This is a genomic window from Streptomyces sp. NBC_01477, from assembly GCF_036227245.1.
In the GTDB taxonomy this organism is placed as follows: Bacteria; Actinomycetota; Actinomycetes; order Streptomycetales; family Streptomycetaceae; genus Actinacidiphila.
This window is the reverse complement of record NZ_CP109445.1, coordinates 3,592,507-3,605,607: the sequence shown is the minus strand read 5'-3', so window position 1 is coordinate 3,605,607 and position 13,101 is coordinate 3,592,507. Positions and strand designations below refer to the sequence as shown.

The 13,101-nt window shown below is 72.4% G+C and carries 14 protein-coding genes and 1 tRNA gene; 10 read left to right on the top strand and 5 right to left on the bottom strand.

What is annotated here, in order from left to right:
- The 6 genes from OHA86_RS14760 to OHA86_RS14735 all read left to right on the top strand — a co-directional run bounded on the left by OHA86_RS14760 (position 1) and on the right by OHA86_RS14735 (position 6,218).
- Positions 1-1,566, top strand: a complete 1,566-nt coding sequence (locus OHA86_RS14760) for a complex I subunit 4 family protein (RefSeq protein ID WP_329175668.1) — start codon at positions 1-3, stop codon at positions 1,564-1,566.
- A gap of 1 nt (position 1,567) precedes the next feature.
- On the top strand, positions 1,568-3,109 hold the full coding sequence (locus OHA86_RS14755; protein ID WP_329175667.1) for an NADH-quinone oxidoreductase subunit N: 1,542 nt from the start codon (positions 1,568-1,570) through the stop codon (positions 3,107-3,109).
- A 192-nt stretch (positions 3,110-3,301) separates the two neighbouring features.
- Complete coding sequence (gene htpX / locus OHA86_RS14750) at positions 3,302-4,162, top strand: zinc metalloprotease HtpX (RefSeq protein ID WP_329175666.1); 861 nt, start codon at positions 3,302-3,304, stop codon at positions 4,160-4,162.
- On the top strand, positions 4,159-4,551 hold the full coding sequence (locus OHA86_RS14745; RefSeq protein ID WP_329175665.1) for a YccF domain-containing protein: 393 nt from the start codon (positions 4,159-4,161) through the stop codon (positions 4,549-4,551). Before htpX ends, OHA86_RS14745 begins: the two co-directional genes overlap by 4 nt.
- A 212-nt stretch (positions 4,552-4,763) precedes the next feature.
- Positions 4,764-5,660: a MarR family transcriptional regulator gene (locus tag OHA86_RS14740; RefSeq protein ID WP_329175664.1), complete on the top strand. Its 897-nt coding sequence runs from the start codon at positions 4,764-4,766 to the stop codon at positions 5,658-5,660.
- A gap of 90 nt (positions 5,661-5,750) precedes the next feature.
- Complete coding sequence (locus tag OHA86_RS14735) at positions 5,751-6,218, top strand: peroxiredoxin (protein WP_329175663.1); 468 nt, start codon at positions 5,751-5,753, stop codon at positions 6,216-6,218.
- Between the two features lie 86 nt (positions 6,219-6,304).
- On the opposite strand, the gene OHA86_RS14730 is transcribed toward OHA86_RS14735, so the two are convergent.
- Entirely contained in the window at positions 6,305-6,793 is a 489-nt protein-coding gene (locus OHA86_RS14730; RefSeq protein ID WP_327289260.1) for a YajQ family cyclic di-GMP-binding protein, read from the bottom strand.
- A 232-nt stretch (positions 6,794-7,025) separates the two neighbouring features.
- Here OHA86_RS14730 and OHA86_RS14725 point away from each other — a divergent pair.
- Positions 7,026-7,107, top strand: a tRNA-Tyr gene (locus OHA86_RS14725).
- A 158-nt stretch (positions 7,108-7,265) separates the two neighbouring features.
- A complete protein-coding gene (locus OHA86_RS14720; RefSeq protein ID WP_329175662.1) occupies positions 7,266-7,766 on the top strand; it encodes a GNAT family N-acetyltransferase in 501 nt (166 codons plus the stop codon).
- Between the two features lie 633 nt (positions 7,767-8,399).
- Here OHA86_RS14720 and OHA86_RS14715 read toward each other — a convergent pair.
- Positions 8,400-8,531, bottom strand: coding sequence for a hypothetical protein (locus OHA86_RS14715; RefSeq protein ID WP_329175661.1), 132 nt, complete (start codon positions 8,529-8,531; stop codon positions 8,400-8,402).
- Positions 8,532-8,706: 175 nt separating this feature from the next.
- Between OHA86_RS14715 and OHA86_RS14710 the strand changes: the two genes are divergently transcribed.
- Entirely contained in the window at positions 8,707-9,492 is a 786-nt protein-coding gene (locus tag OHA86_RS14710) for a DUF4097 family beta strand repeat-containing protein (protein WP_329175659.1), read from the top strand.
- Here the strand turns inward: OHA86_RS14710 and OHA86_RS14705 are convergent.
- Entirely contained in the window at positions 9,481-9,909 is a 429-nt protein-coding gene (locus OHA86_RS14705) for a nuclear transport factor 2 family protein (protein WP_329175658.1), read from the bottom strand. The genes OHA86_RS14710 and OHA86_RS14705 overlap by 12 nt on opposite strands.
- Before the next feature lie 94 nt (positions 9,910-10,003).
- On the opposite strand from OHA86_RS14705, the gene OHA86_RS14700 reads away from it, so the two are divergent.
- Positions 10,004-10,600, top strand: coding sequence for a TetR/AcrR family transcriptional regulator (locus tag OHA86_RS14700; RefSeq protein WP_329175657.1), 597 nt, complete (start codon positions 10,004-10,006; stop codon positions 10,598-10,600).
- A 98-nt stretch (positions 10,601-10,698) separates the two neighbouring features.
- Here the strand turns inward: OHA86_RS14700 and OHA86_RS14695 are convergent, their stop codons facing one another.
- Positions 10,699-11,355: an NAD(P)H-binding protein gene (locus OHA86_RS14695; protein WP_329175655.1), complete on the bottom strand. Its 657-nt coding sequence runs from the start codon at positions 11,353-11,355 to the stop codon at positions 10,699-10,701.
- Positions 11,356-11,494: 139 nt separating this feature from the next.
- The gene (locus tag OHA86_RS14690) at positions 11,495-12,751 is read right to left on the bottom strand and encodes an amidohydrolase family protein (RefSeq protein ID WP_329175653.1); all 1,257 of its coding nucleotides are present in this window, start codon (positions 12,749-12,751) and stop codon (positions 11,495-11,497) included.
- Positions 12,752-13,101 lie beyond the last annotated feature (350 nt).

Below are 13,101 nucleotides of genomic sequence, written 5' to 3'. Positions count from 1 at the left end.
GTGAACGACACCGCACTCCAGTACGTCCTCGCGGCGGTCGTGGTGCTGCCGCTGCTCGGCGCGGTCGGCGCCCTGCTCCCGCCGCCGCCCGGTCTGCGCGGCCGCGACCCCGACCAGGCCGTACTGCGGCACGGCGTGACCGTCTCCGGCGCCGTCCTGATCCTCGCCGTGGTGCTCGCCGTCGGCTTCGACCACGACCACCCGGAGACGATGCAGGCGAGCACCGACCTCAACTGGATCCCCGCGCTGCGGATCCACCTCCACCTGGGCATCGACGGCATCTCCCTCCCCCTTCTGGTGCTGACCGCGCTGCTGACCTTCCTGTGCGCGCTCTACTCCTACTTCCACCTGCCGGCCGGCGGCTCGGCCAAGGCCTTCGTCGCGCTGCTGCTCCTGCTGGAAGCGGGCACGCTGGCCACCTTCGCCGTGCTCGACCTGATGCTGTTCTTCCTGGCCTTCGAGATGGTCCTCATCCCGATGTACTTCCTGATCGCCCGCTGGGGCGGCGGCGACCGCGAGCGGTCGGCCCTGCGCTTCATCGTCTACACCCTCCTCGGCTCCGTGATCATGCTGCTCGGCCTGCTTCTCATCGGTGTGAAAGCGGGCACATTCGACATGGTGGCACTCGCCACTGACAACGGGTCACACCTCAGTCACTCCACGCAGCTGATCGCCGTCCTGGCCATCGGGACCGGCCTGGCGATCAAGGCCCCGATGTGGCCGCTGCACAGCTGGCTCCCCGACGCCCACACGGCCGCCCCCACCGTCGGTTCCGTCCTGCTGGCCGGGGTGCTGCTGAAGATGGGCACCTACGGGCTGGTGCGGATCGTGCTCCCCGACACGCCCGGCGGGATGCAGACCTTCGCCCCCTACCTGGCCGCCTTCGCCGTCGTCGGCATCGTCTACGGCTCGCTGGCCTGCCTCGCGCTGGCCCGGCAGGGCAACGGCGGCGACCTCAAGCGGCTCATCGCCTACTCCTCCGTGGGCCACATGGGCTTCGTGCTGCTCGGCATCGCCTCGATGAACCCCACCGGCGTCAACGGCGCGCTCTTCGCGAACATCGCCCACGGCCTGATCACCGGCCTGCTCTTCTTCCTGGTCGGCGCGGTCAAGGACCGCTACGGCACCAGCGACCTCGACCAGCTCGCCGGCGGCACCGGCGCCGCCCTCTACGGCCGCGCCCCCCGGCTGGGCGGGCTGCTCGCCTTCGCCGCGGTCGCCTCGCTCGGCCTGCCGGGCCTCGCCGGGTTCTGGGGCGAGATGCTCGCGATGTTCGGCGCCTTCGAGCCAGGCCCGGGCCTCAGCCGCCCCGCCTACCTCACCTTCACCGCCGTCGCCGCCTTCGGCACCCTGCTGACCGCCGGCTATCTGCTGACCGTGGTCCGCCGGGTCTGCATGGGCGACCGGGACACCGCGGAGCTGCGGCCCGCGCTCGCCGACGTCAAGGCGTACGAACTCGCCGCCTGGACGCCGCTGGCCGCGCTCACCGTCCTGGCGGGCCTGTGGCCCGCCGCCCTGCTGGGGCTCACCGACCCGGCCGTACGCTCCCTGCTCGGAGGCCACTGAGATGCCGTCCCTCGTGCAGTCCGTCGACTGGACGGCGCTCACCCCGGTGGTCATCCCGGCCGCGCTCGCCGTGGCCGTCCTGGTCGCCGACCTCTTCCTGCCGCAGGACCGCAAACCGCTGCTGGGCTGGGTCACCGCCGCCGGGCTCCTCGCCGCCGCGCTCACCCTGATCCCGCTGCGGGACGGCCACCGCAGCACCTTCTGCCAGCCCGGGGCCGGCACGGGCGGCTGCTCCTACGCGGCCGACCACTTCACCCTGGTCGTCCAGGCCCTGGTGCTGGGCGGCGCGCTGCTGACCGCGCTGCTGTCGATCGGCACCCTGGAGCGGATGCCCGCGGGCGAATACTGGTTCCTGCTGCTGTCCTCGGCAGCCGGCGCCGCCCTGCTGCCCGCCTCCCGCGACCTGGCCACGCTGATCGTCGCCCTCGAAGTGACGACGCTGCCCGCCTTCGCCCTGGTCGGCCTGCGCCGCGACGACCGGCTCTCCAGCGAGGCCGCCCTCAAGTTCTTCCTGACCTCGGTCACCGCCACCGCCGTCTCGCTGCTCGGCATCAGCTTCGTCTACGCGGCCACCGGCACCCTGCACCTGGCCGCGGTCGCCGACGGCCTCGCCCATACCCCCGACCAGCTGCACACTCTGGCCAGGGCGGGCGTCGCCCTCACCCTGGTCGGCTTCGCGTTCAAGCTCGCCGTGGCCCCCTTCCACTTCTGGGTGCCCGACACCTATGCGGGCGCGCCACTGCCGGTCGCCGCGTATCTGTCGGTGGTCGGCAAGGCGGCGGGCTTCTCCGGGCTGATCCTGGTCACGGTCGTCGCCTTCCGCCCGTACACCAGCGTGTGGGGTCCGGCGATCGGGGTACTGGCCGCGCTCACCATGACCGTGGGCAATGTCGGCGCCCTGCGACAGCGTCCCGGTGTGCCGCGTGGCGCGGTAAGGCTGCTGGCCTGGTCCTCGATCGGGCAGGCGGGCTATCTGCTGGTCCCGCTCGCCGCGGCAGCGTCCGCCGACAGCCCGGCCCACGAGATCGGCACCACCGTCGCCTACGCGCTGATGTACGGCGTGGTCAATCTCGGCGCCTTCGCGGTCGTCGCCCTGGTGGAGCGCACCGCGCCGCACAGCCGCCTCACCGATTACCGCGGCCTTTACGCGTCCCGCCCCGCCGCCGCCCTTGCGCTGGCCTTCTTCCTGCTGTGCCTGGCGGGACTGCCGCCCGGTGTGATCGGCCTGTTCGCCAAGGTCGCCGTCTTCTCCTCCGCGGTCGGCGCCCAGCACGGCTGGCTCGCGGTGATCATGGCCGTGAACGTCGTCATCGCCCTCGTCTACTACCTGCGCTGGACGGCGCTGCTCTTCACCGCGGCGGACGCGCGTACGGCCGGGGAGCGTACCGGCGTACGTACCCCCGACGCGCCCGCCGTCGCCCTTGCCGAGGCGCGGACCCCGGCCGGGCTCACGCTGGCCGTCGCACTGACCTCGCTGGCCGGCGTCGCCCTGTCCGGGGCCCCTCAGCTGGTCCTGCGGTACGCCCAGGGCACGCTGCTCTGACCCCGGCGACCCCGGCGGTACGCCCGGCGCGCGACGCTCAGAGCCGCATGCTCCGCGTCCCGGTCCGGTAGCTGTCCGTGCGCACGGAGGCGCGCGAGGGAACTGGGGCCGCCCCGGTGGCGTTGAGCAGGGCAGGAGGTTTTCCTTAGGGGGAGCGATCCCCGGACGCACCGCACACTCTGGAGGGCGCACGTGCACCGCCGGCACAACGGGTTGAAGACCGCCGTACTCCTCGGTGTTCTGTCCGCACTCATCCTGGTCATCGGCAGCTTCTTCGGCCGGACCGGGCTCATCGTGGCGCTCGTCATCGCCCTGGGCACGAATGCCTACGCGTACTGGAACAGCGACAAGCTGGCGCTACGCGCGATGCGCGCCCGTCCGGTCAGCGAGTTCGAAGCACCCGCGCTCTACCGGATCGTGCGCGAGCTGTCGACGGCCGCCCGGCAGCCCATGCCGCGGCTGTACATCTCGCCGACCGAGGCCCCCAACGCCTTCGCGACCGGCCGGAACCCGCGCAATGCCGCGGTGTGCTGCACCGAGGGCATCATGAACATCCTCGACGAGCGCGAGCTGCGCGGAGTCATCGGCCACGAGCTGAGCCACGTCTACAACCGCGACATCCTCATCTCCTCGGTGGCGGGCGCCCTCGCCTCCGTGGTGATGTTCCTGGTCAATTTCGCCTGGCTGATCCCGATCGGCCGCTCGGACGACGACGAAGGACCCGGCATCCTCGGCATGCTGCTGATGATGATCCTCGGCCCGCTCGCCGCGTCCCTGATCCAGCTCGCCGTCTCCCGCTCCCGGGAGTACGAGGCCGACGCCTCCGGCGCCCGCCTCACCGGCGACCCCCTGGCGCTGGCCTCCGCCCTGCGCAAGCTCGACGCGGGCACCAAGCAGCTTCCGCTGCCGCCCGAGCCGCGCCTGGAGACCGCCAGTCATATGATGATCGCAAACCCTTTCCGCCCGGGCGACGCGTCCAAGCTGTTCTCGACCCATCCCCCGATGGCTGAGCGCATCTCCCGCCTCGAACAGATGGCAGGCCGTCCCTCATGAAGACGATTCTGAACATCATCTGGCTGGTGCTGTGCGGCTTGTGGATGTGCCTCGGCTATTTCCTGGCCGGAGTCATCCTGTGCATCACCATCATCGGCATCCCCTTCGGCATAGCGGCGTTCCGTATCGGCGTGTACGCGCTCTGGCCGTTCGGCTACACGACGGTGGAGCGCCGGGACGCCGGCACGGGCTCGCTGGTCGGCAATGTGCTGTGGGTGGTCCTGGCCGGCTGGTGGCTGGCCCTCGGGCACATCGTCACCGGCATCGCGCTGGCGATCACGATCATCGGCATTCCGCTGGCGATCCCGAACTTCAAGCTCATCCCACTGTCGCTGATGCCGCTCGGCCGGGAGATCGTGCCCAGCGACCAGCCCTTCGCGACCCGCTGAGCCGCCTCGGCGTCTTCGGGGTCCCGGGGAACCGGCGGTCCGCGTCCGGCGGCCCCGGGGCCGGCCCAGCCGCGTCCGGCGGCTCCCCGGGGCGGTGCGGACCGATCCGCCCGCCCCCGGGGTCACACCGGCCCCGCGACGCCGGTCGGATCGGTCCGACCCCTGGTCAGACGGCTGTGCCCTGCTAGTCTCGGCGGCGGAGGTGCACGGTTGTGGACGGTGACGCGCTCAGCACGAAGGCCGCGGGCGCGGAATTGCCCCCCGGCCTCGCCGGCTATGCCGCGTATCTGCTGCGCCGCGCCCATGTCCTCGCCACCCGCCTTGCGCCGGACTTCGGCGCGACCCCCGACGGCGCCGGCAGTGCCCGCGACTTCCAGGTGCTCGACGCGATAGGCGAGCCCGGCGCCGCGTATTCGCAGCAGGACCTCGGCGACCGGCTCGGCATCAACCGCACCACCATGGTCAAGCTGATCGACCGCTTCGAGGCCGCGGGACAGGTCAGCAGGGCGCGCAATCCCGACGACCGCCGCTCGTACGTACTGGCGCTCACCGAGCGGGGCAGGGCCACCGTCAGGGCGATGGCCCCGGCCATGTCCGACGCCGACGACAAGCTCACCGCGGGCCTGACCGCCGCGGAGCGCCACCGCCTCGACGCCCTGCTGGCCGCGCTGCTGTCCCGCCCCGCGCCCGGCCCCGCCGCCCCCCACCGCACCGGCGCGCTGATCAGCCAGGCGCACCACTTCGTACGCCACCGTATCGAGGCGGCGCTTGCCCACAGCGGCCTGCAAGCCAGGCACTTCGCCGCGCTGACCGTCCTGGCCGACGGGTCGTGCTCGCAGCAGCAGCTCGCGCGGCAGCTGGCCATCAGCGAGCAGGCGGTGCTCCAGGTGGTGGACGACCTGGAGCGGGCCGACCTGGTCGCGCGCGACCGCGACCCTCAGGACCGCCGCCGCTATGCCCTGCGGATCACCGGACCCGGTCGGGCGGCGCTGCTGACCGCACGCGGGGTCGTCGAGGCCGCGGAGGGCCGGATGAGTACGACGCTGGGCGCCGAGGGCCGGGCGGAGCTGGCGGCGCTGCTGGCCGCGGTGCTGCGCTCCGACGGCTGAACGCGGGCTGTTCCGGCACCGTCGGCACCCCCGGGTACGCAAGGATGGGGGCGCATAGGCAATGCTGACGAGACGTCAAGGAGAAGAGCCATGGCCACCCTGCAAGTCGGCGACAAGGCACCGGACTTCACACTTCCCGACCAGTCCGGGGCGCCTGTCACGCTCAGCGGCTTCCTGGGCGAGAAGGTCGTGGTGCTCTACTTCTACCCCAAGGACAACACCCGCGGCTGCACCGCCGAGGCGTGCAGCTTCCGGGACAGCTACGAGAGCTTCACGGACGCCGGAGCCGTGGTGATCGGCGTCAGCTCGGACTCGGTGGAGTCGCACGAGAAATTCGCCGGGCGGCACGAACTGCCCTTCACCCTGCTGTCGGACACCGGCAAGGCTGTACGCAAGCAGTACGGCGCCGCCTCGCTGGGCGGTGTGGTGCCGGGCCGGATCACCTTCGTCATCGACCAGGAGGGCGTGATCCGGCACGCGTTCTCCTCGATGCTGAACATCGGCGGGCACATCGATGACGCGCTGGCGGTGGTGAAGGAGCTGCAGGCGGCGAAGTAGCCGCCGCCCCCGTTTCTCCGGCCCGGAGGGCGGTCGGGGCGTGTGCACGCCCCGACCGCCCTCCCGCGCGACCGGGCCGCGGCGCCTCAGCGGTAGTTGACGAACTGCAGCGCGAAGTCCAGGTCCTTGCCCTTGAGTAGCGCCTGCACCGCCTGGAGGTCGTCCCGGCTCTTCGAGCTGACCCGCAGCTCGTCCCCCTGGACCTGGGCCTTCACGCCCTTCGGCCCCTCATCACGGATGATCTTCGCGACCTTCTTGGCATTGTCCTGCGAGATGCCTTCCTCGATCGACGCGAAGATCTTGTACTCCTTGCCGGACAGCTGCGGCTCGCCGGCGTCCAGCGCCTTGAGCGAGATCCCGCGCTTGACCAGCTTCGTCTCGAAGACGTCGAGGATCGCCTTCACGCGCTCCTCGGAGTTCGCCTCCATCAGGATCTTCTCGCCCGACCACGCGATCGACGCCCCGACGTTCTTGAAGTCGTAGCGCTGCGAGATCTCCTTCGCGGCCTGGTTGAGGGCGTTGTCGACCTCCTGCCGCTCGACCTTCGAGACGATGTCGAAACTGGAGTCGGCCATCTTCAGTGGGCTCCTTGACTGTGTTCCATTAGCGTTCCACCGGCGTTCCATCGGTCCATCTGTTCCACGGCCCGTCGCCGGCCCGTCACGCACCAGCCTAGCCACCGCGCGGACCCCAGCGCGCTGATCAATCCGGTGGCGAACCACCCCCGCGCATCGGGTATCGTTTACGTCGTCGCCACGGACCGGACTCCCCGCCGAACAGCGGACCCCGTCCACGGCGTCATTCCATGGCGGTATGCCCGAGCGGCCAATGGGAGCGGACTGTAAATCCGTCGGCTTAGCCTACCGTGGTTCGAATCCACGTGCCGCCACATGGAGAAGGGCCTCTGGCCAGCGCAAAAGCTGCCCAGAGGCCCTTCGGCTTGTCCGGTCGCGGGACCACTGCCCCGCTCGCAGTCGTCCTGCCCCGCCGCAGGGGCGTGCTCGGGCTCGCGCGGAACGCCGGTCCCTGTCGTGTGATGCTGGCTTCATGTCTGATCGTCGCGAGATCGCCATCGTCCGCTGGCCGGGCCGGACCCCTCCGATCGAGGACGGCCTGGCCGCCTTGCTGGCGGCCTACCACCTGCGGACGGAGGCGGAGAAGGGCGAACCGGCCGCCGATGTGGCGGGACTGCCGGATCGCTACCGGGGAGAAATCACCGACCCTCGGACCGCATTCGCCGACGATGTCGTGCTGGTGGCTCTCCTGGAGGACGCGGCTGTCGGCTGCCTGGTGCTGACTTCCCCGGCCATGGGGCAGTCGGAGATCAAGAGGCTCTGGACCGACCCTGATTTCCGTGGCCAGGGCATCGCGTCCGCCTTGCTCGGCGCCGCGCTCGCTCATGCCGCGGAAAACGGCGTGGACACCATCCGGCTCTCGGTGTGGGAATGGCGGACCGGGGCGATTGCCCTGTACGAACGACTCGGTTTCACCGTCACCCAGTCATGGGACGAGCGGGATCAACTGGTGTGCATGCAGCGCGTTGCATGAGTCTGCGGACGACCGCCACGGCAGCCGGGCTTCCTCCGGCTACGGCCTGATCGGCCTTGTCGGGGGACGGTGCAGCAAGCCCCTCGGCGACGCAGGCAGGCGCGGATCTTGCGGGAGGCGTACGTGCTTGTCAGCGCGTACCCGATCGGCGCGGACGCGCGCCCGGCCCGACCCGATGCGGGGGCCTCCTGTTTCTGCCTGTTTGCCAGCCCAGCGATCCCTGAGGTGGGGCTTGGGGGAGGGGAGAGGAGGGCGACCGAAGCCGGGCGATCGTGGTGACCGAAATACCCGGTCTCGTAAAGTGAGTAAAACCGCCCCGCCGCGCCGAAGGGTGCCTGGTCAGCTCCTGTGCTCCCCGCATCTGCGGGGCTGTTCCCTGCAGTTGACGCAGCGCATGCAGGACTGGCTCGTGCTCCCCGCACCCGCGGGGCTGTTCCCCTGTCGCTCTACCGGACCTGCGTCCGCACCTCGTGCTCCCCGCACCCGCGGGGCTGTTCCCAAGGCGGGCGTCAACGGCTCGGACCAGGTGCGGTGCTCCCCGCGTGCGGGGTTGAGCCCAGCATCTTCGAGATGCTCGGCCGGACGCTGAAACGTGCTCCCCGCACGAGCGGGGCCGGCTGGCGTGGCGGGGAGTCAGGTCCGCCACAGCCATGCGAAGAGCGCGGCGAACGCGCCCATCGTGATCAGAATCGCGATCAGTCGGGCCGTCATCTCCTGGGATTCAATCGCCCGCTGGACCGTCTGCCACAACCCGTTGAAGACCACGGCACACCTCCCACCACGCTGCGGGAGGTTCTACCCTGTCGTGGCAGACTGCCCGCCTGACATACACGGTGCGGCCTCTTTGCCAGCGCGGGGCGCGACACGCCGGGAGTATCGCCCGAACGTGTGCCCGGCATGTGGCGGGTTCGCCTCGCCGGGCGCGGGGCAGACGGCCGCCATGGACCCCGCTACCGCACGACCTGCCGGACGGCCGTCGCGCCGCGCCGTCGTCATCGGCGTCCCGCTGCTCGCGCTCGCCGTCGTCATCGGGATCGTCATCGCCCACGACGACCACGCCGGCCACGGGCGCCCCGGCTTCCCGCCGGCGCCGGACCGCGCATACGGCGCCACCGCAGGCCAGGTCCACGCGGACGACGTCGACACCGTCGTACTGGACGGCGTCTCGGGCCGTATCCGCGTCAGCGCCGACGACGACACGCACGCGGTCAGCGGGACCTTCCTCGGCGCCGACGGCACCGGCATACGGGTGCGCACGAAGACCGCCACCGACGCGGGCCGGACCACGATGACCGTGCTGTGCGCCGACAACGCGGGCGCCGACGAGCCGTGCGCGGGTGACCTGACTCTGCGGCTGCCGGCCCACACCGGGCTGCGGCTGCGCCAGACCTCGGGGGAGACCGACCTGACCGGCATCGGCGGTCCGCTGGACGTCACGACCGCGTCCGACCGGCTCACCGCGGTCGGGCTGCACCCCGCGAACGCCCACGTCCGCGTGACCTCGGGCAGCGCCGACATCGGCTTCTCCGGCGCCCCCGGCGCGCTCGCGGTGCAGACGACCTCCGCGTCGATGACCCTGCGGCTGCCGACGGACGGCGCCGGCTACGCGGTCACCACGGCCGCCACCTCCGCCAATGTCGACGTCCAGGTGCCGCGGGACGACTCCGCAGCGCACCACGTCTCGCTCCAGGTGCTGTCCGGCTCGCTGGCCGTCCTACCGGCCTGAGGACGGACGCGGGCCGGCGCCGCCCAGCGAAGTGCGGTGGGCCACGACCTTGCGGTGGCTGATACGCCAGCCGGCCGGCGTCCGGCCGAGGGTGTCCTCGTACGTGACGGTGCCGCAGCCGCCCGCGGCGGTGACGCCGATGCCTTTGGACAGGGCGCGGATTCCGCCGTCGGGCAGTTCGGTGAGGACCACGTTGGTGACGTGGTGGCCGAGCGGATTGCCGTCGCCCAGGGCGAGGGCCGCGTCACGTATGGCGGCGACACCTTGCAGCGGCTGCCGGCCGAAGTCGGTGACGTCGTAGGTGACATCCGCGGTGAAGAGTTCGTCCAGCCGGTCGAGCCGGCCGCTGTCGACCAGGTGGCCGTGCATCGAGATCAGGTCGGTGACCGCCGTCCGGTCCTCGTAGGTCAGTGCCATCGGTACCCTCTCGGAGGCGCGATACGGGGACGTCCCCGGTTGTGCTCGGTACCGTAGTGGGGACATCCCCACTTCACAACACCCGGAGAAATTGATGGCACATGGCGGCGGATCCGCACCCGTACCGCGGCGGGCGCGCAGGGCGGACGCCGCGCGCAACGCGGAGCTGCTGCTCTCGGCCGCGAAGGACCTCTTCGGGGAGCACGGCCCCGAGGTCGCGCTCGACGAGGTCGCCCGGCGGGCGGGGCTCGGCAACGCGACGCTCTACCGGCACTTCCCGACCCGCGGCGACCTGCTCGTGGCCGTCTACGCCGACGAGGTGGCCGAACTGTGCCGGGGTGCCGCCGCGCTGACCGACCGTCATCCGCCGGGTGACGCGCTCTTCGCCTGGCTGGACGACTTCGTCGTGCACGTCGCGACCAAGCGCGCGCTGGCGCTCGCGGTCACCGAAGGCCCGGACGAGCGGCGTACCGAACTGTTCGAGCGTTGGCACGGGTCCATGCGGTCGACCGCGGAGGTGCTGCTCTCGGGGGCGCGCGCCGCCGGGGCCGTACGGGACGACCTCGCGGTCGGCGATCTGCTCGCACTGGTCAGCGGCGCCGCCATGACCGCGGCCGACGGGGAACACGCGCGGCGGCTGCTGGGGATCATGCGGCACGGCTTCGAGCCGCCCGCCCGGCCGTCAGTGTGACGCGGGTCCCGCGCGGCGTCATCGTCCGCTCCATGGCGTAGCCCCGCCGGCGCCAGGACGCGGCCATGCGCCGCGAATGACGCCGACCGGCGCGGATCTCAGGTGATCTGCTGGACCGCCGCGGCGATCCCGGTGTCCCCGGAGATGAGTTCCAGCGTCAGCCCCGCGGTTCCCGGCGCGTCCAGCAGCGCGACCAATACCGCGGCCACGTCGTCCCGCGGCACACTGCCGCGGCCCGTATGGTCCGCGGAGAGCCGCACCTGGCCGGTCCCCGGGTCGTCCGTCAGCGCGCCGGGCCGCAGAATCGTCCAGTCGAGTGATGTACGCGCCCGGATCGCGTCGTCCGCCGCGCCCTTCGCCCGCAGATACGCCGCGAACCCCGGCTCCTCGTAAGACGACTGGGCGTCCGCGCCCATGGACGACACGATCAGGAAACGGCGTACGCCCGCCCGCTCGGCGGCGTCAGCGAGGAGTACGGCCGCGTCGCGGTCGACGGTCTGCTTCCGGTCCGCGCCGCTGCCCGCACCGGCGCCCGCGGCGAACACGGCGGCGTCCGCGCCGGCCAGCGCCGCCGCGACGGAGTCGACCGTCGCGGACTCCAGGTCCAGCACGAGCGGTTCGCCGCCGGCCTGGCGGAGGTCGTCGGCCTGGGCCGGATTCCTGATCAGTCCGACCGCGGTATCGCCCCGGGCGGAGAGAAGGCGCTCCAGGCGCAGGGCGATCTGGCCGTGGCCGCCGGCAATTACGGTGCGCATTCTTCGACGGTACGTCGTCGGCGGCCGGCCGGGGCGGGGGCGCGCCGGTCGCGCGGGCGGTGTGCCGTCGAAGCTATTCCGCGCACCGCCCGCGGGCGTACACCCGCGGCCCGGCCGGAAAGCGCGGCCTGAGGCGGCCTCACGCCTCGCGGTGCGCCTGGCGGGGGAGGTCGAGGGCGGGGTCGGCGGAGGTGTCGCAGTATTCGCGGACCGCGCTGGTGCGGGAGACGACCCGGCCCTGGTGGACGACGATGCGGCTGTAGGCGAGGGCGAGCACGCCCTCGACGGTGTCGCCGCGGACCGCGAGGAGTTCGGCGGGGAAGCCGGCCTCGACGCGGACCTCGGGGAGGCCGAGGACCGCGCGGGCCCTGGCGCTGATCAGGTCGTAGGACCGCAGCGGGTCGCACTCGCCGTAGGAGGCGAGGAGGAAGGCGGCCTCCAGGGGATCGCCGCGGCCGACCGGGTTGGCGAGGTCGGCGAGCGCGCCGCTGCCTGCCGCGACGCGGACCCCGGCGCGGCGCAGCAGCCGTACGGGGGTGTGCAGGCCCGCGGAGCCGCGGCGGACCGTCTCCATGCCGCCGCAGCCGCCCTGCGGAAGGGCGACGACGGAGATCCCGGCGGCGGCGAGCCGTTCGGCGGCGGACATTGCCGCGTCCGGGGGCAGTGTGCCGAGGCCGTGGCAAGGGCCGAGGGTGACCCCGGGCCGCAGACCGCCGGCCATCGCGGCGAGCCGGGCGAGGCGGGCCGGGTCGCCGGCGGCGGTGTGCAGGTCGACCGGTACCCCGAACTCCCCCGCGAGGGTGAAGACGGCCTCGGCGTGCCCGCTGGGGTCGGGGTCGAGGTCGGGGCAGCCGCCGACCGCCGACGCGCCCATCTTCAGCGCGTCCCGCAGCGTGTCGAGCCCGTCTGCGCCCGCGGTCCCGGTCAGCAGCCGCGGTACGGCGACGGTGTGCACGTCGACCAGCCCGCGCAGCGCCTGCCTGGCCTGGAGCACCGCTTCGAGGGCGCGCAGCCCGTGGACGTCGCCGACGCGTACGTGGCTGCGTACGGCCGTGGCGCCGTGGCCGAGCTGGAGCAGGGCGGCCTCGGTGGCGCGGCGCTGGATGTCGGCGATGCCGCCCGGGGGCGGGCCGTCGGCGGCCGCGGTCAGGGCGAGGTCGAGGTGGGCGTGCGGCTCGGCGGGGGCGGGCAGCAGCAGATAGCCGCGCAGGTCGATCCGGGCCCCGGCACCCGGCCGGCCGGCGGCGCCCGGTGCGGCGAGGCTGCCCGCGGTGCCGACGGCCTCGATCCGCGGGCCGCTCAGCCGGACGTCGACGGTCCGCCCGTCGGTGAGGCGGGCGCCGCACAGCAGCAGGGTGGCGGTCTCGGCGGCGGTGCCGCGCGGGCTGTCGGTCATCGCGCTCCTCCGGTGCTGGGGTGCCTCCCGCCCGGGGACGGGAGCGGGGCGGGCGTGGAGGCAGTGGAGGCTGGGGGTGGCGGCTGGCGGGTCGGGAGCGGGGGGCGGGGGCTGGAACACGGGAAACGGGGGAGTGGCTCGGCGCGGACGGGGCATGGTCACCCGCGAATCACGGGATGATCACGCGTGGTCGAGCCTAGGGGCCGGTCGCGCGCAGGTCCGGTAGGCGGCGGCAGGACACCCGGGAGGAGTGCATTAGTCGTACTGATCTACCGGCCGGCGCGGTGTCCGCTGAGCCCGATGTGCCCTGCCGGATACGGATTTCACGTATCGCAGCGGACCGTGTAATG

Bases quoted from the DNA above. Each gene is read 5' to 3' on its own strand.
- OHA86_RS14755 (WP_329175667.1), top strand. From the start codon at position 1,568: ATGCCGTCCCTCGTGCAGTCCGTCGACTGGACGGCGCTCACCCCGGTG.
- OHA86_RS14745 (WP_329175665.1), top strand. From the start codon at position 4,159: ATGAAGACGATTCTGAACATCATCTGGCTGGTGCTGTGCGGCTTGTGG.
- OHA86_RS14735 (WP_329175663.1), top strand. From the start codon at position 5,751: ATGGCCACCCTGCAAGTCGGCGACAAGGCACCGGACTTCACACTTCCC.
- OHA86_RS14730 (WP_327289260.1), bottom strand. From the start codon at position 6,793: ATGGCCGACTCCAGTTTCGACATCGTCTCGAAGGTCGAGCGGCAGGAG.
- OHA86_RS14720 (WP_329175662.1), top strand. From the start codon at position 7,266: ATGTCTGATCGTCGCGAGATCGCCATCGTCCGCTGGCCGGGCCGGACC.
- OHA86_RS14710 (WP_329175659.1), top strand. From the start codon at position 8,707: ATGGACCCCGCTACCGCACGACCTGCCGGACGGCCGTCGCGCCGCGCC.
- OHA86_RS14705 (WP_329175658.1), bottom strand. From the start codon at position 9,909: ATGGCACTGACCTACGAGGACCGGACGGCGGTCACCGACCTGATCTCG.
- OHA86_RS14700 (WP_329175657.1), top strand. From the start codon at position 10,004: ATGGCACATGGCGGCGGATCCGCACCCGTACCGCGGCGGGCGCGCAGG.
- OHA86_RS14695 (WP_329175655.1), bottom strand. From the start codon at position 11,355: ATGCGCACCGTAATTGCCGGCGGCCACGGCCAGATCGCCCTGCGCCTG.
- OHA86_RS14690 (WP_329175653.1), bottom strand. From the start codon at position 12,751: ATGACCGACAGCCCGCGCGGCACCGCCGCCGAGACCGCCACCCTGCTG.